The organism is Lacinutrix venerupis, from assembly GCF_003663945.1.
GTDB classification, from domain to species: domain Bacteria; phylum Bacteroidota; class Bacteroidia; order Flavobacteriales; family Flavobacteriaceae; genus Lacinutrix; species Lacinutrix venerupis.
In genome coordinates this window covers 44,452-64,046 of record NZ_RCCH01000004.1, presented here as the reverse complement: position 1 = coordinate 64,046, position 19,595 = coordinate 44,452, and the positions used below count along the sequence as shown (strand labels likewise).

The 19,595-nt window shown below is 29.2% G+C and carries 16 protein-coding genes; 6 read left to right on the top strand and 10 right to left on the bottom strand.

Annotated elements, in window-relative coordinates:
* Window positions 1-2: 2 nt before the first annotated feature.
* The 5 genes from CLV86_RS06810 to CLV86_RS06790 all read right to left on the bottom strand — a co-directional run bounded on the left by CLV86_RS06810 (window position 3) and on the right by CLV86_RS06790 (window position 6,053).
* Entirely contained in the window at window positions 3-737 is a 735-nt protein-coding gene (locus CLV86_RS06810; RefSeq protein ID WP_121051103.1) for a flavodoxin family protein, read from the bottom strand.
* 98 nt (window positions 738-835) lie between these two features.
* Window positions 836-3,304, bottom strand: a complete 2,469-nt coding sequence (locus CLV86_RS06805) for a DUF5686 and carboxypeptidase regulatory-like domain-containing protein (protein ID WP_121051101.1) — start codon at window positions 3,302-3,304, stop codon at window positions 836-838.
* Window positions 3,305-3,415: 111 nt separating this feature from the next.
* Entirely contained in the window at window positions 3,416-5,035 is a 1,620-nt protein-coding gene (locus CLV86_RS06800) for a S8/S53 family peptidase (protein ID WP_121051099.1), read from the bottom strand.
* A gap of 5 nt (window positions 5,036-5,040) precedes the next feature.
* The gene (gene smpB, locus CLV86_RS06795; RefSeq protein WP_121051097.1) at window positions 5,041-5,502 is read right to left on the bottom strand and encodes an SsrA-binding protein SmpB; all 462 of its coding nucleotides are present in this window, start codon (window positions 5,500-5,502) and stop codon (window positions 5,041-5,043) included.
* Window positions 5,503-5,537: 35 nt separating this feature from the next.
* On the bottom strand, window positions 5,538-6,053 hold the full coding sequence (locus CLV86_RS06790; RefSeq protein ID WP_121051095.1) for a phosphoglycerate mutase family protein: 516 nt from the start codon (window positions 6,051-6,053) through the stop codon (window positions 5,538-5,540).
* A gap of 92 nt (window positions 6,054-6,145) precedes the next feature.
* Here CLV86_RS06790 and mqo point away from each other — a divergent pair, with 92 nt between their 5' ends.
* Window positions 6,146-7,633, top strand: a complete 1,488-nt coding sequence (gene mqo / locus CLV86_RS06785; protein ID WP_121051093.1) for a malate dehydrogenase (quinone) — start codon at window positions 6,146-6,148, stop codon at window positions 7,631-7,633.
* 2 nt (window positions 7,634-7,635) lie between these two features.
* On the opposite strand, the gene CLV86_RS06780 is transcribed toward mqo, so the two are convergent.
* Complete coding sequence (locus CLV86_RS06780) at window positions 7,636-8,073, bottom strand: hypothetical protein (RefSeq protein ID WP_249037459.1); 438 nt, start codon at window positions 8,071-8,073, stop codon at window positions 7,636-7,638.
* Window positions 8,074-8,353: 280 nt separating this feature from the next.
* Window positions 8,354-10,960: an ATP-dependent chaperone ClpB gene (gene clpB / locus CLV86_RS06775; RefSeq protein ID WP_076733523.1), complete on the bottom strand. Its 2,607-nt coding sequence runs from the start codon at window positions 10,958-10,960 to the stop codon at window positions 8,354-8,356.
* A gap of 253 nt (window positions 10,961-11,213) precedes the next feature.
* On the opposite strand from clpB, the gene CLV86_RS06770 reads away from it, so the two are divergent.
* The 4 genes from CLV86_RS06770 (at window position 11,214) to CLV86_RS06755 (ending at window position 15,931) form a co-directional block, all read left to right on the top strand.
* Window positions 11,214-14,537 (top strand): PAS domain S-box protein, encoded by a 3,324-nt coding sequence (locus tag CLV86_RS06770; protein ID WP_121051089.1) that lies wholly within the window; start codon window positions 11,214-11,216, stop codon window positions 14,535-14,537.
* Window positions 14,538-14,539: 2 nt separating this feature from the next.
* Entirely contained in the window at window positions 14,540-14,956 is a 417-nt protein-coding gene (locus tag CLV86_RS06765) for a response regulator (protein WP_121051087.1), read from the top strand.
* A 65-nt stretch (window positions 14,957-15,021) separates the two neighbouring features.
* Window positions 15,022-15,408, top strand: coding sequence for a bacillithiol system redox-active protein YtxJ (gene ytxJ, locus CLV86_RS06760; RefSeq protein WP_121051085.1), 387 nt, complete (start codon window positions 15,022-15,024; stop codon window positions 15,406-15,408).
* Window positions 15,409-15,418: 10 nt separating this feature from the next.
* Complete coding sequence (locus CLV86_RS06755) at window positions 15,419-15,931, top strand: DUF3124 domain-containing protein (protein ID WP_121051083.1); 513 nt, start codon at window positions 15,419-15,421, stop codon at window positions 15,929-15,931.
* A 111-nt stretch (window positions 15,932-16,042) separates the two neighbouring features.
* On the opposite strand, the gene CLV86_RS06750 is transcribed toward CLV86_RS06755, so the two are convergent.
* From CLV86_RS06750 to CLV86_RS06740, 3 genes are all read right to left on the bottom strand, one after another.
* Window positions 16,043-16,456, bottom strand: coding sequence for a hypothetical protein (locus CLV86_RS06750; protein ID WP_121051081.1), 414 nt, complete (start codon window positions 16,454-16,456; stop codon window positions 16,043-16,045).
* A 268-nt stretch (window positions 16,457-16,724) separates the two neighbouring features.
* The gene (locus tag CLV86_RS06745; RefSeq protein ID WP_121051079.1) at window positions 16,725-16,964 is read right to left on the bottom strand and encodes a hypothetical protein; all 240 of its coding nucleotides are present in this window, start codon (window positions 16,962-16,964) and stop codon (window positions 16,725-16,727) included.
* Window positions 16,957-17,412, bottom strand: a complete 456-nt coding sequence (locus CLV86_RS06740) for an SRPBCC family protein (protein WP_121051077.1) — start codon at window positions 17,410-17,412, stop codon at window positions 16,957-16,959. Before CLV86_RS06740 ends, CLV86_RS06745 begins: the two co-directional genes overlap by 8 nt.
* A gap of 259 nt (window positions 17,413-17,671) precedes the next feature.
* Between CLV86_RS06740 and CLV86_RS06735 the strand changes: the two genes are divergently transcribed.
* Window positions 17,672-19,594 carry a peptidylprolyl isomerase gene (locus tag CLV86_RS06735; RefSeq protein ID WP_249037458.1) on the top strand — a complete coding sequence of 641 codons (1,923 nt, stop codon included), beginning with the start codon at window positions 17,672-17,674 and terminating at the stop codon, window positions 19,592-19,594.
* The last annotated feature ends 1 nt before the right edge of the window (window position 19,595 follow it).

The window sequence follows — 19,595 nt, the reverse complement described above, 5'->3', positions numbered from 1 at the left end:
CTTTATCTATATTCTGGATTATCAAATTTCCAACGTTTTCCATCGTCCCATTCTTCTCTTGAATTACCGTAACTAGGATAACCGTTATTATTTTTTAGCATTAATGCTAAATTGAGTAAGTTATAAGTCATAAATGTGGTATTTCTATTGGTAAAATCACTATCAAAACCAACTGGTTTATCTAGTTTTTTACCTTTCCATTCTTTATCTCCATAACTTGGTCCAGGCCCAACTTTTCCTATCCATCCGCAGTCTGCTTGTGGTGGTATAGAATAACCTACGTGTTGCAGAGAATATAGTATTCCCATTGCGCAATGTTTTATACCATCTTCATTACCAGTAACTATGCAACCACCAACTTTACCATAATAAATATATTGACCTTTATCGTTGGTTTGACCGCTCATTGCATAAAGTCTTTCAATTAGTTTTTGGGCTTCAGAAGACTTTTCTCCTAACCAAATAGGAGTGCCAACAATTAGGATATCTGCGTTTAAAATTCTTTTTGATAATTCTGGCCATTCATCAACATCCCATCCGTATTCTCTCATATCAGGATAAACACCGCTTGCAACCTGATGATCGATTAATCTAATTTCATCAATTTGAACATTTTCTTTTGCCATAATGGCTTTAGAAACCGCTATTAAAGTTTTAGTATGGCTCTCTTGTGGCGATTTTTTAAGTGTACAATTAACATAAACTACTTTTAAGCTGCTAAAATCTATTTTGTCCATAATTGATGAGTTTTAATTATTACTGCTTAAGTTAGTAATTATTTTTAACAAATTAGATGTAGCTACTTATAGCATTTTATTGTTTTTAAATAAATGGCTTAAAAGCTAATTCCAAACATAATAGCATCGTTTAAAAAGCCGCTTTGGTAAGAACGTACATAATCTACACGTAAAAAGCGATATTTACCAAACCCGATATTATCTACGCCAATAGAATATTCAGAATAAGGTTTGTTATCTTGAGTAAATGCTGCTTTTGCTCCTAAAATAAGATTAAAATTAAGTTTATTTAATAGTGGTATTTTGTTTAAAATATAACCGTTAAAACGTTGTTCGACATGAATTTCGGCATAATTATTATTAGTGCTTAAAGTATAATATGGCAAGTTTTTAAATGAAGTTAAGTAAGAGCCATCAAGTTTTACATTGGTTTGGTTGCCGTTAAAATGTTTATAATCCATAAAGGCTATATTATTTGCATTTGAAAAAATACCACCTTGTGCATCATACTCAAATTCTCCTTTGTTTCCTAAATCTATTCTCTGTCTTAATCGCGCTTTAAATTGGTCGAAATTGTAATTGGAGTTAGTTGCAGCAAATCCTTTTTCGTATGCTAAATACAGTGTTGGGTATTTTCTGTTTGGGATATTGTATTTGCCATCTGGATAGCTTAAATAATCTTGAGCAAAGTTAATAGTTGTGTTTATATTTAACTTCGCAATGTTGTGTGTGTTAAAAGGTTGAGTAATATAATCTGTTTCGTTTAAAGGATTATTGCTAGTGTAGCTATCTCTAACTTCATTAACCAATACATAATCGGAGTTGTTAAAAAGTGCTTTTCTGCGCTCGAAAGCTAAGCTAGAATTTAATGTAAAGCCATTAAATAATTCTTGGTAAAATTGACCTTGTACAAAGCTTTTGTCATAAAGCTTCATATAGTTATCTTCAAACAATAATGTGCTAACTAAATTCTCTGTATTAGAGATAGGATTAAGACTATTAAATTGTTCTGTTTTAACTCCTCCAGAAAGTGAGATAAAACGTTTGTTTATACGATTAAATCTATAACGAGCATATATGGTTCCGCGCAAGCGATCGTCTGCTTCGCCATAATTAACATCTCCAGAAATACTAAAGTAACGTTTGTACTCGTCGTAATTTTTGGTGTATTGCATGCCTAAAGTTGCATTCCAGCCTTGTACGGTATTAAAAGTTATTTTTTTAATAGGAGAATCTACACTAAAACGATAATTTTTATGTGAGTTTTGGTAACTATATCCACCAAGTATATTTCCTAATCTAAATTTGTTGTTTTTATTATCTATAGAATCTAAATATGGTTTAGATTCTTTAACTAATTGAATGCTGTCTTTTTTTAGATAATCTGTAGATTCTTCGCTAGTTAAAGGAACAGGACGTTTTTCTTCCCAAAAAATAGAATCTTTTTTATTAGAATTTTCTTCGAAAGAAAGAATTTCTCTTGTAAAGTGTTTAGCGTCAAATTCTGGTGTAAAATCGTAATTACTATATACTGCGGTAAACTTACCTTCTCCTTTAAAGCCTAAAAGGCCATATTTAAAATCTATGGTTTGAGAAATTAATGCCCAAATATTATCTGTATCTGAATAAGAAAACGTTTGTTTTAAGGTTAATAAATCTATAGGAGGAATTCCTGTGCGTTTACCAGTAATTGTTACATCTGTTGCATAAATTAACCATTGGTCTTCTACAATATAAATATAACCAGAGAATGCGGCATCATTGTCTCTTTTAGGTGTAATTAATATTTTATTTATAAGGTTGTTTTTATCATCGTAAAAGGTGCCTTCTAATTTATACTTGTAATAATTAAAGGCGTAATCTGCAATAGGAGAGATGACGGTATTGCCAAGTTCTATTGTATTATTATAAAAATTATAATTTACGTCTGTAGCGTTGTTAAAGCTAAAACCACTAGCATCACCACTTACTTTTGAGGCTAAAATTTTCTCTTTTAATCGTTTTGGTTTTTGGTATTCGATTTTAGAAATGGTTTCAGATAAATAAATTATGCCGCTTCTTGTTGAGTCTAATTCTGTATCTAGCATATCGTCAACTTCTTGTCCAAAAATTGTTTTAGGAGCATCTTTAATTTTTATAAGTCCACGAGAATAAAAGTCTGCTTTATATTCATTTAATTTTTCTAAAACATCTTTACGTTTGGCAATCGTATTTCGTATTATTTGATTGGCTGGATTTTCTTCAGAATTAATAACAACTTCGCTTAAAGAAATATTTTCCTCTATAAGTTTAGCATTTAAAACAAATGGAAGTTTTAAGATGTTAACTGTTTTTTTAAGAGTTTTAAAACCTAAATATTGAAAAACAATAGTGTAATTACCTGTTTTATTAACGTCTAATGTATAGTTTCCGTCTTCGTTTGTAGTTGTACCTATATACGTGTCGTTTATATAAACGTTAACAAAAGGTAGTGTTTCATTAATATTAGATGTTACGTTTCCAGTAATTTGAGCGTAAGTAAATACTGAAGTGATAGCTGTAAAAAATAGGAGTAATTTTTTTTTCATAAGTTGGTTTATGTTTCTATTAGTATAGACGCTCTTTTTTATAAAAAGGTTGCCTGCGTAAAACCAAACTTAAATAAATTTAATAATTAAAATTTTAGATTTAACGTAACTTTAATTAATTACTAACTTTTTTGTAGTGATTGTATTTTCGTTTTCTAAAGTAACTAAATACAATCCTTTAGATAAATTTTTAAGAGATATTGTATTGTTTTTTCTGTTTAATTTTTTAGAAAAAACCTGCTGTGCTAATACATTGTGAATTTTTAAACTAGTTGCGTTATTAGCATTTTTTAAATTAATATTTAATATGCCTTTTGAAGGATTTGGATACATATTAAAAACTATTGAGTTTTCTGTTTTTACACTAAGCGTATTTTCTAGCGCAAGCATTGCAGCCTCCATATTAGGAAAAGGTCCAATGTTGCCACCAGAGCCTTGAGGGATTCCTGTGGTAACTATTAAATTTCTTAATTCTTGAGATGTTAAATAGCTTCCTGTTAAAGCAAAGTTGTATGATTGTAAAACAGCTGTAAAACCACCAGCAAGAGCTGTTGCAGAACTTGTGCCGTTAAAACAACTGCTGTAAGTTTGATTAAAATCGTTACCTATAACAATATCGCAAGAGCCTTGTCCTGTTGTATATACGTTTTGTCCCCAAGCTTGAATGTTAACACGAGAGCCATAAGTAGAAAAGCTTAATTTATTATGGGCTGTGTTAGATGATCCTGCACCAACAATTATTGCTCCACTGTCTCCTCTGGCGTTATAACTATTATAAAAAACATCATCTAAATTTTCGCCACCATTTCCTGCGGCAGCAACAATTACAATACCTGCATCTGTAGCTGCTTTAGTAAGATCCCAAATGGCTTGCGAATATTCGGCAAGGACATATTCTCCATTTTGACCTGTAGTTTGCATCTCGTAAATAATAATATCTCCTGCACTGGAATTTGCAATGGCATTAGAAACTGCTAAAACGCGATTATATCCATATTCTTCTGTCCATTCTGGATACAATATATATTCATTTGCACCGTGAGCTAAACCACTTACACCGTAAATACCATTATCAGCAAAAATAGCTCCGGCTACTTTTGTACCATGTTCGGTATAAGCTACTGTAGCGCTAGAATTTATTGTTGTATTTGGTGCTAAAAAAGCATTAGTATGGTCTAAATCTTCATGATTTGTATTTATACCATATTCTACCGTTCTAATATTTACGCCTGCGCCATTTACACCATTATTCCATGCGTGTCTTACATTTAGTCCAGGATTAGGTTCTATATAACCTTGGTTATTTTCGAAATTACTGGTTGTAGGTGCTATATCATGAGGAGGTTTTATAGGCGTTGTGTTTGCTTGGTAAGCATAAATTAAACCTGATAGTTTTTGAAGTTTGTTTAGTACTTTTTTTGAAGCTTCGTCATCTAAAAAAGCTTCTATTTTAAACGTGTTTTTTAAAGTGTGATTGCTTTTAGATTGCTTTTCTAAAGCCTCTATTTGTGTGCTCGATAAGCTATATGCATTAGTAATCTTAATATCGAAATCTTGTTTTAAGAGGTTTAAAGTTCCAATATTTAAAAGATCGTTTGGAGCATTAAAATGTAACGACGGTTGGAACTTTAAATAAAACCTTGTAAAATACTTGTTTTCTTGCCCAATTACTTGTGTTGTGATTAAGCATAATACAACAGCTAATAGATTTTTTTTTAAAAGTACCAACATTGTATTTAATTATTAAAATCTTTTTTAATGCGTGCTAAATCACGTTTATTGTCACGGTCTTTAATAGTCTCACGTTTATCATAAAGTTTTTTACCTTTAGCTAAAACAATGTCTAGTTTAGCAAAACCTCTTTCGTTTATAAATAATCGTAATGGTATAATTGTTAAACCAGAATTAGCAACTTCTTTTTCTAGTTTTTTTAGTTCTTTTCTATTTAATAAAAGTTTGCGTTCTGCTTTTGGTGCGTGATTGTAATAATTACCATAAACATATTCTTGAATAGTCATGTTAATAACAAATAATTCACTTTGTTCGTTAAATTCACAAAAACTTTCGGCGATTGATGCTTTACTATCTCTAATAGATTTAATCTCTGTTCCTGTTAAAACTATTCCAGCAGTATATTTATCTAATATTTCGTATTGAAATTTAGCTTTTTTATTAAGTATGTTTATTTTTTTTTGCATGTTGAGGCAAAGCTAAAAAAATTAATGGTATTAATTTAATCTATAGTTTTAAGTTGATGGTTTATTTTTTTATCTGTAATAGTAACAATATACATATTATTATAAACAGTTTCATCAATTTCGTTATATTCTTTAGTGCCTATAATATTGTTTGCGAAATCTGAAATAGTGTTACTATGCCCAACTATAAATATGGTTTTGCCTTTAGTTTCATCTTTAAATTTGTTATAGTCTATTTCAAAAGCGTTATAAATTATAGTTTTTAAATTTTTAGATTTTGCAGTAGGTAATGCTGTATTTTTTGTGCGTGTAAAATTTGTGGAGTAAATGGCATCCAGCTTTATATTTTTAAAATACTTAGCATAATTTAAAGCTCTTAGTTTTCCTTCAGGTAGTAGTTTAGGGTTGTTTGCAGGCTTATTATCTTTTTCTGCATGCCTAACAATGTAATACGTTGTAGTAGTAATTTTTTTATCATCCTCATTATTATTTTGGGCTTTTAAACAGGAAAATGTTGTAATAATGGATAATAAAATAATTAACTTTTTCATGACTATAGAGTTGAATTGTTTAGAGTTTTAAAGGTATTAAAATGAATTTATCTTTCTAATTAATATTTTATATTTAGCCTAAAATTAACGGAATGAGTTTAAAAAAAACAGATGTAAATAAAGATTATGATTTAATATGTGTAGGCGCAGGAATAATGACGGCAACTTTAGCCTTGTTAACAAAGCTTGTTAAACCAGAACTTAATATTTTAATTCTAGAACGTTTAGATAATGTAGCATTAGAGAGTTCTGCTGCTTGGAATAATGCGGGAACAGGACATTCTGCACTTTGTGAATTAAACTATACACCAGAAAAAGGAAGCACAGTAGATTGTACGAAAGCATATAGTATTTGTACGCAGTTTGAATTGTCTAAACAATTTTGGAGTTATTTAATTGAAGAAAATTTATTAGATAGTCCTAGAGAATTTATTAATTCCGTTCCGCATCATAGTTGGGTAACAGGAGAGGAGAATGTAAGTTTTTTAAAGAAAAGATTTGAAGCCTTAAGAACTAATTTTATGTTTGAAAGCATAGAGTTTACAGATGCTTTAGAGAAAATGAAAGAATGGTTTCCATTAATAGTTGCAAATAGGAGTGAGGATGAGGTTATGGCTGCGACAAGGATTGAACGTGGTGTAGAGATGAATTTTGGAGCTTTAACTCAAAAACTTTTCCATATTTTAGAAACTAAATACAATACTAAAGTACAATGTAATGAAGAAGTTTTAGATATTGATCCAGATGATACGGTAGAGTGGTCTGTAATTGTAGAAAATACTAAAACTAAAAAGAAACAATTTCTTGATGCAGAACATGTTTTTATTGGTGCTGGAGGAGGAAGTTTACTATTGTTGCAAAAAGTTGAGATAGAAGAAAAAGAAGGTTATGGAGGTTTTCCTGTAAGTGGTGAGTGGCTGGTGTGTAAAAATAAAGACATAATAAAAAAACATCACGCTAAAGTATATAGTAAAGCAGGACCTAAAGATCCGCCAATGTCTACACCGCATTTAGATACTCGTTTTATTGATGGAGAAAAACAGTTAATATTTGGTCCTTTTGCAGGATTTAGTCCTAAATTTTTAAAACAAGGCTCGTTTTTAGATTTATTTAAATCTATAAAAGGAGATAATGTAAAGCCTATGTTAAATGCGTTTTGGGATAACTTACCACTTACAAAATATTTAATAGAGCAGGTTACAGCATCTCACGAAGACAGAATGAACGATTTACGTAAGTTTGTAAAAAATGCAAAAAGTGAAGATTGGGAAATATTAGTAGCCGGACAACGAGTTCAAATTATTAAAAAAGATGATTTTGAAAGAGGGAAACTTCAGTTTGGTACTGAAGTGGTAAAAAGTAAAGATGGTAGTATAACATGCTTACTTGGTGCATCTCCAGGAGCATCAACAGCGGTACATGTTATGTTAGAAGTTTTTGAAACCGCTTTTCCAGAAATAGTAAATTCTAAAGAAGGTAAAGAAAAGTTAGAGGAAATTGTTTCTCTATGGAAAGCAGAAATAACACCTGAGTCATTTAAAAAAGCAATTAATAATTCAGCTAAAGCTTTACAACTTTAAAATTATATTATTTTTTTATTGTTAACTTTTTCTTTGTCGAATACAGTTTTTACCCAAGCAATAGCATCTGTAAGATTGTCGAAAATTCCATAAGGTTTATGGTAAAATTGCTTTTCAAACTCTGCATTAGATCGCATACTTTCGCTCCCAGGAATTATTGCAACAGCAATTAAGTTAGGGATTTTTTCAGCTTCTTTATACACCATAGGATTTATAGAAAAAGAATGTACTCTATTAGAAATGTACGCCACTTTTTTATTTTTAAAATGTATGTCTAAAAGTTCTTTAAATGTTTCTGTTTCTTTGTAAGAAACAAGTTCACCTTCTTTAACTTGTTTAATTAGGAAATCGTCAAAAATAAATACTTCTGCGTGCGGTAGATTGTAATATTTAAACATTCCCATAATATTAGTAGCTAGTCTTAATTTTGTAAGATACAAAAAAGGAATGTTATTTTCTAAATATTAATACAATACATCTATTTTTTGATTAAAAATACAGTTTAAATGTAATATTTGTAAGATTTTGTTTATAAATGGAAGAAATAAGTTGCTAAAATTTAAATTATAAAAAAATAAAAAAGCAACAATTAACACTATATGTCTCTTGTTGCTTTTTCAAACTAACTAACTAACTAACCATTATTATGAAAACGTGCTGTAGTTTTGTTTATTTTATGTTTAACAATACTTTATGATTTTAAGTTAAACTTCACTTAACTTAAAGTGCATCAGATACTAAATCGCCTTGATTTCTAAACACTAATTTTTTGTCAAAAGCATCTAATAATATTACACTATCTGTTGTAACTTTTCCAGAAAGAATTTCTTTACTTAAAGCATTTAAAACTTCTTTTTGTATAACTCTTTTTACTGGTCTTGCGCCAAATTCTGGTTCGTATCCTTTTTCAGATAAATATTCGATTGCTTCTTGTGTGGCATCAAATGTAATACCTTGTTTAGCAATCATTTTTGTAATGCTCTTTAATTGAAGGCTAACAATTTTATTAATATTTTCTTTAGTTAAAGGTGTAAATAGAATAGTATCATCAATTCTATTTAAAAACTCTGGTCTTACAGATTGTTTTAATAAGCCTAATACATCTATTTTGGCAGATTCCATTGCAGTATCTAAATCTTTAACGGTGTCAAAACGTTCTTGTATAATTTGACTTCCCATATTAGAGGTCATAATTATAATGGTGTTTTTAAAATCTGCAGTACGACCTTTGTTATCGGTTAAATGTCCTTCGTCTAAAACTTGTAATAGAATATTAAAAGTGTCTGGATGTGCTTTTTCAATTTCATCTAATAAAACTACAGAGTATGGTTTTCTTCTCACAGCCTCTGTAAGTTGTCCACCTTCATCATAGCCTACATATCCTGGAGGTGCACCAACAAGTCTACTTACAGCATGACGCTCTTGGTACTCACTCATATCTATACGTGTTAATGCGCTTTCGTCATCAAATAAATATTCTGCTAAAGCTTTAGCGAGTTCTGTTTTACCAACACCAGTAGTTCCTAAAAATAAAAAGGTTCCAATTGGTTTTTGTGGGTTTTGCAAACCGGCTCTACTACGGCGTACAGCATCACTTACAGCTGTTATAGCTTCTTCTTGACCTACAACACGTTTATGTAACTCATCTTCAAGTTTCAAGAGTTTTTCTCTATCACTTTGTAGCATTTTGGTAAGAGGAATGCCTGTCCATTTTGCAACAACTTCTGCAATGTCCTCGTAGGTAACTTCTTCTTTTATTAAGGATGTTTCAGACTGTGTTTTTAATTCGGCTTGTAATTTTTCAAGAGCTTCTTGAGCTTCTTTAATTTTACCGTATCTAAGCTCTGCTACTTTACCGTAATTACCTTCACGCTCCGCTTTTTCTGCTTCAATTTTAAAGTTTTCAATATCCTGTTTTGTGTTTTGAATATTATCAACAAGTTCTTTTTCACTTTTCCATTTAGCATTAATTTCGTTTCGTTCTTCTTTTAAATTTGCTAAGTCACTGCGTAGAGATTTTAATTTTACTTCATCTTTTTCGCGTTTAATAGCTTCTATTTCAATTTCTAACTGCATGACTTTTCGGTCTAAAACATCTAATTCTTCTGGTTTAGAATTTATTTCCATGCGCAATTTAGAAGCCGCTTCATCCATTAAGTCTATAGCTTTATCTGGTAAAAAACGATTAGTAATATAGCGTGTAGATAATTCTACAGCACCAATAATGGCTTCATCTTTTATACGTACTTTATGGTGTGTTTCGTACTTTTCTTTAATACCTCGTAAAATAGATATGGCACTTTCTGTATCTGGTTCGTCTACCATTACTTTTTGAAAACGACGTTCTAGTGCTTTGTCTTTTTCAAAATACTTTTGGTACTCGTCTAAAGTGGTTGCTCCAATTGCGCGTAACTCGCCTCTGGCTAGTGCTGGTTTTAAAATATTAGCTGCATCCATAGCACCTTGTCCGCCGCCAGCACCTACAAGTGTGTGTATTTCGTCTATAAACAAAACAATATCACCATTGCTGTTTGTTACTTCTTTTATTACTGCTTTTAAGCGCTCTTCAAACTCACCTTTAAATTTAGCTCCTGCAATAAGAGCTCCCATATCTAATGCAAATATTTGCTTATCTACTAAGTTTTCTGGAATGTCTCCATCTACAATTCTATGTGCTAAACCTTCAGCAATTGCGGTTTTTCCGGTTCCTGGTTCTCCTACTAAAATTGGATTGTTTTTTGTTCTACGAGATAAAATTTGAAGAATTCTTCTAATTTCTTCATCGCGTCCAATTACAGGATCTAATTTCCCATCTTTAGCTAACTGATTTAAATTTTTAGCATATTTGTTTAAAGAGTTGTAAGTGTCCTCTTGACTTTGAGATGTTACACGATTTCCTTGTCTTAACTCATTTATGCTTGCTTTTAAGTTTTTTTCTGTAACACCTTGATCTTTTAATACCTGAGCAATTTTGCTATTAGACTTGAAAATTGCTAAAATTAAATGTTCTATAGAAACAAACTCATCGTTCATATCTTTTGCGATAATAGACGCTTCATTTAAAGCTTTAGAGGCTTCACGCGATATGCTTAATTCTCCTCCTGTAACTTTTGAAAAACTTTCAATTTGTTTATCTAAAATTTGTTTTAGCATTGGAATATTAACATTCATTTTCTTTAAAATAAATGGTAATACATTTTCGTCTACTTCAAAAATTGATTTAAAAATATGTTCGTTTTCAATTTGTTGATGCCCATAGCTTTGAGCAAGCTGTTGTGCTTGCTGTATAGCTTCTTGAGATTTTATTGTATAATTATTAAAATTCATATGTATATATCTTAATTAATTGTTGTTATGTTTTTCAGCATAAAAGGCAATTATCTTACCATACCGAAAAACTAGACGTAAAGCGACAAAATGACCTGTTTTCGCTAACAACTACTGACTTTTTGTCTTGTCTAGTATTTCTAAATAAGTAAGCTAAGTTTTTTTGTCTTTTAATGTACTATTTTTTTGAAAATGAATTAATTAAGTTTTATTTTTATTTCTTAAATTTTTTATAAAATTTTTATTTTAATTAATGGATAGCCTCAAGAAAAAAATTAGACGTAGATATATAATATTTACATCTATATCAATTGTATTGTTTTCTTTACTGTTTTTTACGGTACAGAGGCATATTACTATTCAAAAAGATGATGCTTATATTATAAATAGGTCTGGTAAGCAACGTATGTTAAGTCAAAATATTGTAAAGCAACTTCTAGCATACAATAATAATTTTAGTTCTTTAAATATAAGAAAAAGAGATTCTTTAGTAGTTAATAAGCTTATAAAGGAGTTTGGTCAATCGCATGTTTATTTGGTTGACTATTATAAAAAATTACATAATAGTAAAAAACTCGATTCGCTTTTTAGTATTGTAGATACTAATCATAAAAAAATAATATCTTCAAGTAACTTAATTTTAAATTCTGCAGAAACAGAGTTAATAAATGATGAGGTAGCCAAGCTAGTTGAGGCGGAAGATGTTTTTTTAGACACTATGGATTTGATAGTGTTTGAGTATCAGTACATTGCAGAAGAAAATTTAAAAAAGTTACAAAATAATTTTTATAATTTAATGGCAGTTGCGATACTGCTATTGGGCTTAGGATTTTTCTATTTATTAGTGCCAGCTATTAGAGAAATGATTGCAAAAAATGAAGCTCTAAAAGATTCAAACAGTGCACTAAAAAAGACTAAGGAGGAAATTAGAAATAATTTAGTAGAGTTAAAAAGGCTTAAAGAAGATTTAGAGGTTAAAGAGCAATTTAATAAAATTTTCATTGAACAAGCTCCACCATCATTAGCAATGTTGGACAAAGACATGAGATATATTGCTGTTTCAAAAAGATGGAAAAAAGATTACGGTAAAGAAGATATAGATATTATTGGTAAATCGCATTACGAAGTATTTCCAGAAATTGGTGATGAATGGAAAGCAAAACACCAAAGATGTTTAAATGGTGATATAGATACGCGTGACGAAGCGCCATTTTTTAGAGAAAATGGAAGTGTGCAATGGCTCTCTTGGGACATAAGGCCATGGTATTTGGAAGATAATACAATAGGTGGTTTGTTAATGTATTCAAGAGATATAACAAGTGTAAAAGAACAAGCATTAGCCAAACAAAGAATAGATAAAATTTTAAAAAGGACTAGTAATGTAGCAAGAATTGGTACTTGGGAGCTGGATATGGAAACCGATTTATTAACTTTTAGTGCAGTCTCTAAAGAGATTTTAAAACTACCTGAAAATTATGCAATACATAGTAAGGATAGTTTACACTTCTATAAAGAAGGTGTAAGTAGGCAAAAAATTATAGATGCAATTTATAATTTAATTAAAACAGGTAAACCATTTGATATAGAGTTGGAAGTAATCAATGAAGAAGGAGAAGAGATTTGGATTAGAGATATAGGTCAAGCAGAATTTGTTAAAGGAAAATGTGTTAGGTTGTTTGGGGTTTTTCAAGATATAAATCACATAAAAAAGGCAGAAAAAGAACTAAACCATAAAAATGAGCTTTTAAACTTTGCTGAAAAAGCAAATAAAATTGGTAATTGGCAATGGGATTTTAAAACCAACCAAGTAATATGGTCTTCTGGTTTGTATGATATAATGGATCGTGAGCAAAATGAAGACATTATAACAATTGAAAAATTTATAGATTATACATATCCTGAAGATGTAGAAAGAATACAATTGCATGTTAAAAACACTATAGAAAACAAAAAATTTGATGGTGAATTAATACATAAAATAATCTCTGAAAAAGGAAAGACAAAAATAGTACAAGTATTAGGTAAAGTTTTTACAGACGATGATGGAGAAGTTGCGTCAATAATAGGAAGCTATCAAGATATAACGCATATAAAAGATATAGAATATTCGCTGTTAAGACAAAATGATTTATTAAATTTTTCTGAAAGAATTACAAAAACAGGTCATTGGAACTGGAGTGTAGTATCTAACAAAATCGTATGGTCCGATAATTTGTACGATATTATGGAATATACAAAAGGTTCTGTTGATGTTTCATCTCACACACTATTAGATATAACGCATCCCGACGATCGAGAAGGTGTGCAAAAGCATATGCAAAAAACATTTGAAGAAAAAGAATTTTCAAATGAATTAATACATAGAGTTATAACGCCAAGCGGAGCTATTAAAACACTAAGAGTTTTAGGTCGAGTGATTAAAGACGAAAATGGAGAGATTATAGAAATAATTGGTGCAGCGCAAGATATTACGAGTCAAAAAATGGCAGAAAATAAGTTTAAAGGACTTTTAGAATCTGCTCCAGATGCAATGATTTTTTTAAACGACCAAAAACGCATTCATCTTATAAATAAACAAGCCGAAAATTTATTTGGTTATACGGCTTCAGAATTAAAAGGCGAGAGAATAGAGTTGTTGCTCCCAGAACGTATAATAGAAAATTTTAAAGTATATAGAGATGCTTATTTTGCAGACCCAAAGTCTATTGCAATGGGAGATAATCGAGAGTTAATAGGTTTAAAAAAATGCGGAAAAGAATTTCCTATACAAGTAAGTTTAAGTCCATTAGAAACAGACGAAGGTTTTTTAATATCTTCTGCAATTAGGGATATAACTAAGCAAAAACAGGTAGAACGTAATATTAGAAACTCTAAAGAAAACTTAGAGTTACTTGCTAAGAAATTAAAAACTCAAAATGCTCAATTAGCAGATTTTGCGCATATAACATCGCATAATTTAAGAGCTCCTGTTAGTAATCTTAATTCTTTATTAGATATGTATTATATGTGTGATAAAGAGGAAGATAAACAAGATGTTTTTAAAAAGTTTCAAAAGGTTATAACTCATTTAACAGATACATTAAACACGCTTGTAAGTGCTCTAAAAATAAAAAAAGAAAAAGCCAGTTTAAGTTCTGTTGATTTTTCTGAAACTTTAAAAAAGACGAAAGAGTTATTAGCAGCTCAAATTATTGAAACCGAAGCTGAAATTACAAGTGATTTTAAAGAAATAAATAAAATTTCTTATAATAAAATTTATTTTGAAAGTATTTTTCTTAATTTAGTGGAAAACGCTATTAAATATAAAGCAAAAGATAGAGCCCCAAAAATACATTTAAGTACTAAACTAATAGATAATCACGTTGTGTTGGAAATTAAAGACAACGGCTTAGGTATTAATCTAGATAGACATAAGCACAAAATATTTGGTTTAAATAAAGTGTTTCATAGACATCCCAAAGCTAAAGGTGTGGGTTTATTTATTACGAAATTGCAAATAGAATCTTTGGGAGGAAAAATAAAAGTAGAGAGTACTGTTGATGAAGGCTCTAAATTTATTATTAATTTTAATAAATAAATATGGATAACACTTTAAATATTTGCATTGTAGATGACGATGAGATTTATAAGTTTACAGTTGTGAAAATTTTAGAATCAATAGATTTTGATAAAAAAATAGAGGTTTTTTCTGATGGAGAAGAGGCTTTTTCTTTTCTTTTAGATAATATAGATGATTCAGAACAATTACCAGATATTATATTGTTAGATATAAACATGCCAGTAATGGATGGTTTCCAGTTTATGGAAGAGTATATAAAAATTAAACCTCGAGTAGGTAAGAAAATTACAATTTATATGGTTTCGTCTTCGGTAGATTTAAATGATATTGAAAAAGCGAAAGGTATTAGTGAAATTTCCGACTATATTATTAAGCCAATAAAAAGAGGTCAATTAAAAAAAATAATATCTGGCCTTCGTGATATTGGGCGTATTTAATTTTTTTAAAATAATTTAAATATGTTTTAAAACATATTTTTTTTATACTTAATAGTAGCAATTTTATGGGAATTTTTAATAAAATATTTGGAGGTGCATCTCAGCCTAAAGAAGAGAAAATATTACCTTGGGTTCCATTAACTGCAGTTTCTCAATTGAAGGCTATTGCAGAAAAATCAAAATCTAAAACGCAAATTATTTTTAAGCACTCAACACGATGCGGTATTAGTAAAATGGTAATTAATCAATTTATAGATGCTTATAATTTAGATTTAAATGTAGACTTGTATTATCTCGATTTGTTGAATTATAGAGAAACTTCAAACGAAGTAGGTTATAAATTTCAAGTAATGCATCAATCGCCACAATTATTAGTTATTAAAAATGAAGTAGTGGTAGTTCATGCTAGTCATGGTGCTATAAATGAAATAGATTTACCTAAATTTGTTTAAAAATTTTTAAATGAAAAAAACAATATTTTTATTTTTTATAGTCTTACTAATTTTTAACTGTAATAATGATGTTACAAATGAAGCTTTGCCTTCTAATCATTTAGAAAAATATAAATGGAATAATAAACTAGAAGACTCTTTAGTTTCTGGATCTACATATTTATCTGTCTATTCTCAAATTTATAGTATTACAGAGCATAAAAAATTAGATTTAACAGCAACTATAAGTATTAGGAATATTAATAAGAGAGATACTATATTTATTAAAAGTGCTAATTATTATGATACAAAAGGAGATTTAATTAGAACGTATTTAACAACTCCTATTTTTGTTAAACCTATGCAAACTATTGAGATTGTTATTGATGAAAAAGATCAAACAGGAGGAGCTGGTGCTAACTTTGTTTTCGATTGGTTGGCTCCTAAAAAAGTAAATTCACCTTATTTTGAAGGTGTTATGATTACTACTTATGGACAACAAGGTTTATCTTTAACTACACAAGGAGTAGAAATTAAAAATTAAATTATAGTAAATATTATATTAATGCGTTTAGTGCGCTAATATGTTTTTAGATATAAAAAAGTCTTAATCAATATATTGATTAAGACTTTTTTTCTTGTACTTATTGTTGTTTTAGTCTGGATTAGTGTTTGTTATTACCCATTTTTTTATGTATCCGTTGTAAGTAAGCTCAAAAGCATCACCTTGTGGTATAGTCATATTTGGGCTGTATAAAATTCTATTTGAACTAGAAGAGCTTGAGTTGTTTGGTAAAAAAGTAATAGCTCCATTTGTTGCGACTACTAATATTTTTTTTCCATGTTTTGCAGCCTTAATACCAGAAACAGTAACGTCTTGACTTAATGATAGAAATCTTGATTTAAGAACCAGTTTTCTTCCATTATTAGAATCTCCAGGAAAAATGCCTATTTCAGCGTTATGAATTTTAATTGGATTTGGGTTTGTGTGTTCTTTATTGCTGGCAGTTGCAAAAGCAATATTTAATACGCAAAAAAGCGTAAGTAATGTTTTAGGTAACTTAATCATTGTTGTAGGATTTATAATGTAATAGCTCGGTAAAAATACATTAAATCCGGATTAAATACTAATAATCAACACTGTAGGCGCTTTGTTTTCTATGAAACGCTATTTTATCCGTCAAAGCAATATATTATTTCGTTTAAAAGCTGTTTTCGATTAATCGTTCACTTGTAATCGTTAAGTGGTACATTATCAATTAATTAGTTGGTAAATTGAGAGAGTTGTTAAATAACTGCTTTGTGTAGTATAAGTGATTTTTACTTTAAAAATATAGCTAATTTTCAATATAAACTTGTCCGCGATGAGGTTTTAAAGCATCTCTAACCGGTCTCATTTCATTTTCATTTACAACTAAAAAAGCAATAGCATGAAAGCTATTAACAACCTCAAAACCAGTTATGTTTAAACTAAGTTTTTCAATTGCAATATATTCTTTTAAATGCTTTTCGTGGTGCTCGGCTATTTTTAAGCCATCTGGGCCTTTAAAATCCCATATTAATTTTAGTTTACGCATCTTTTACAGAAATGCCTTTTTCGGCAAAATTTTTAAAATCGTTTAAATATTTTATAGTTTGTTTTTTAAAAATGTTTGGAGATAACAACATCATAGAACGCATAAAAAAGTTTGTTGCTAAAAATTCATTTTTAATTATCCATTTTGTGTGTCCTTGTGCTGTACTTTCAAAGTAGTTTTGCTGTATGTTATGTACGCCTTTAGTATCGTAATGAAGATGTAATAGATGTGGTAAATTAGTTTCTGTAATTGTTTCTACAAGTTCCATTTTACGATTTCCTAAAGAGTAATTTAATTTTATTTTAGATCCAACTACACCGATATCTCCAGATAAATGTTCAAAACTTTCTAGTCCACGTTGCCAATGTTTAAAGTTATCATGGTTTTCAAGAATTGTTATAAACTGTTCTAAAGGAACTTTAATAATAATCTGCGAAGTATATTTCATTTTATGGTAAAAACTTTTTCAAATTTAAAATTATGCAAATTAAACAAGTTGTTAGTAAAGTATCGCTTAAATATTAATTTTAATAGTTAAAAGTAATTTTTTAAAGATTTGTTTTTAAACTAAATGTCTTTTCTTTCTGCAATAAATATTCTTTTTTTATCGTTAGGCATTGTGCTTGCATTATAGGCTAATATTGTTATTTTTGCAACACTTTGTCTATTTTTAAATAATTATGAAAATTAAACATCTATTTTATTTTTTGTCCTTTATTCTTACCTCTCTATTTACGGTTCAAGCTCAAGAGGAAGAAGTGCTTTTTACAGTAGATAATACACCAGTTTTAGCATCAGAATTTATTAGGGTTTATAATAAAAATCTCGATTTAGTTAAAGACGAATCTCAAAAAGATATAGATGGTTATTTAAAACTTTTTATTAATTACAAACGAAAATTACAAGAGGCAAAACAATTAGAGTTAGACCAGAAACCTAGTTATCTTCGTGAATTCGAAAATTATAAAAAGCAATTAGCTAAAAACTTTTTGGCAGATAATAAAGTTACAGAAGCTTTAGTAGAAGAAGCGCATAAAAGACTTCAAACCGAAATAAATGCTAGCCATATATTAATTAAAATTGATGAAAATGCAAGTCCTCAAGATACGTTAGAGGTATATAATAAAATTTTAAATCTTCGAGAACGTGTAATTAATGAAGGTTATAAAAATATACAACAAGAAGTACATAATGGTAAAACAATTTTTGCAGAAGATTTAGGTTATTTTTCTGCATTTAAAATGGTTTATCCATTTGAAAACGCAGCATACAACACTAATGTTGGTGAAGTTTCAAAACCATTTAGAACGCGATTTGGATATCATATTGTAACTGTTTTAGATAAGCGTAAAGCTAGAGGCGAAGTTTCTGTTGCGCATATTATGATTAAAACAGATCAAGATAATACCCAAAATAGCGAAACAAAAATAAACGAAATAGCTAAACGTATTGAGCAAGGAGAGCCATTTGATGCTTTAGCAAAACAATTTTCAGAAGATAAAAGCACCGCTAGTAAAGGAGGTTTACTTAAACCTTTTTCAAGTGGTGAAATTAGTTCTCCCATTTTTGAAGATATTGCATTTTCGTTAAAAACAGTAGGAGAGGTTTCTAAGCCTTTTAAAAGCCAATTTGGATGGCATGTAATACAATTAAAAGCAAAAAAAGATATTGCTTCTTTAGAAGAAATGAAGCCGCAATTAGAATCTAGAATTAAAAGAGACTCTAGATCTAAAGTTATAAATGATTTTAGAGTAAAAACATTAAAAGAAAAATATACAATTACAGAAAACACTAATGCTTTAAACTATTTTAAAAGTATTATAAACGATGGTTTTTTTGATAATGTATGGAGTTTGCCTTTAAATTTTGAAGCAGAAAAGACATTTTTAAAAATTCAAGATAAAAAATTAACTTATAAAGATTTTGGTCAGTTTTTATTAAAAAGCCAACGAAATTATAATAATAAGTCTTCTAAAATATCTGTTATATTAGATAAGTTGTATGAAACTTTTTTAGAGAATGAATTACAAAAATATCAAGAAGAAAATTTAATAACAGAAAATATTGATTATGCACAAATTGTTGAAGAATACAGAGATGGTTTATTGCTTTTCGATTTAATGGAAACAAAAATTTGGAACGTATCTAAAACAGATACAGTTGCTTTAAAAGCATATTATAATGCGCATAAAAACAACTATTTTTATCCAGAACGTGTAAACGCTGTTGTTGCTTCTTCAGCAAAGAAAAATATTATTAAAAAAGTTTCAAAATTAATGAGTAATGGAGGCGATTTTGAAACAATTAAAAATTTGGTAAACACAAAAAATCAAATAAATGTAACTTTTTCTAGTGGAGAAATGGATAAAGCGCATCAAGCTCTACCTAAAAACTTTATATTTAAAGAAGGAATATCTAAAATATACAAGCATAACGAAACTTATGTTGTTGTTAATGTATTAAATATTTTACCTAAAAGTCCAAAAACTTTTGAAGAAGCTAAAGGTCGTGTAACAAGCGATTATCAAGTTTTTAAAGAAGAAAATTGGCTTAAGGAATTAGCAGCAAAATATACCGTAGAAATTAACGAGGAAGTTTTAAATAAAGTAAAGCAGGTTTTAAAGAAATAGT

Coding starts and splice junctions, on each gene's coding strand:
- CLV86_RS06800 (WP_121051099.1), bottom strand. CDS start 5,035: ATGTTGGTACTTTTAAAAAAAAATCTATTAGCTGTTGTATTATGCTTA.
- CLV86_RS06810 (WP_121051103.1), bottom strand. CDS start 737: ATGGACAAAATAGATTTTAGCAGCTTAAAAGTAGTTTATGTTAATTGT.
- CLV86_RS06770 (WP_121051089.1), top strand. CDS start 11,214: ATGGATAGCCTCAAGAAAAAAATTAGACGTAGATATATAATATTTACA.
- CLV86_RS06750 (WP_121051081.1), bottom strand. CDS start 16,456: ATGATTAAGTTACCTAAAACATTACTTACGCTTTTTTGCGTATTAAAT.
- CLV86_RS06805 (WP_121051101.1), bottom strand. CDS start 3,304: ATGAAAAAAAAATTACTCCTATTTTTTACAGCTATCACTTCAGTATTT.
- CLV86_RS06765 (WP_121051087.1), top strand. CDS start 14,540: ATGGATAACACTTTAAATATTTGCATTGTAGATGACGATGAGATTTAT.
- mqo (WP_121051093.1), top strand. CDS start 6,146: ATGAGTTTAAAAAAAACAGATGTAAATAAAGATTATGATTTAATATGT.
- CLV86_RS06740 (WP_121051077.1), bottom strand. CDS start 17,412: ATGAAATATACTTCGCAGATTATTATTAAAGTTCCTTTAGAACAGTTT.
- smpB (WP_121051097.1), bottom strand. CDS start 5,502: ATGCAAAAAAAAATAAACATACTTAATAAAAAAGCTAAATTTCAATAC.
- CLV86_RS06755 (WP_121051083.1), top strand. CDS start 15,419: ATGAAAAAAACAATATTTTTATTTTTTATAGTCTTACTAATTTTTAAC.
- CLV86_RS06745 (WP_121051079.1), bottom strand. CDS start 16,964: ATGCGTAAACTAAAATTAATATGGGATTTTAAAGGCCCAGATGGCTTA.
- clpB (WP_076733523.1), bottom strand. CDS start 10,960: ATGAATTTTAATAATTATACAATAAAATCTCAAGAAGCTATACAGCAA.
- CLV86_RS06790 (WP_121051095.1), bottom strand. CDS start 6,053: ATGAAAAAGTTAATTATTTTATTATCCATTATTACAACATTTTCCTGT.
- ytxJ (WP_121051085.1), top strand. CDS start 15,022: ATGGGAATTTTTAATAAAATATTTGGAGGTGCATCTCAGCCTAAAGAA.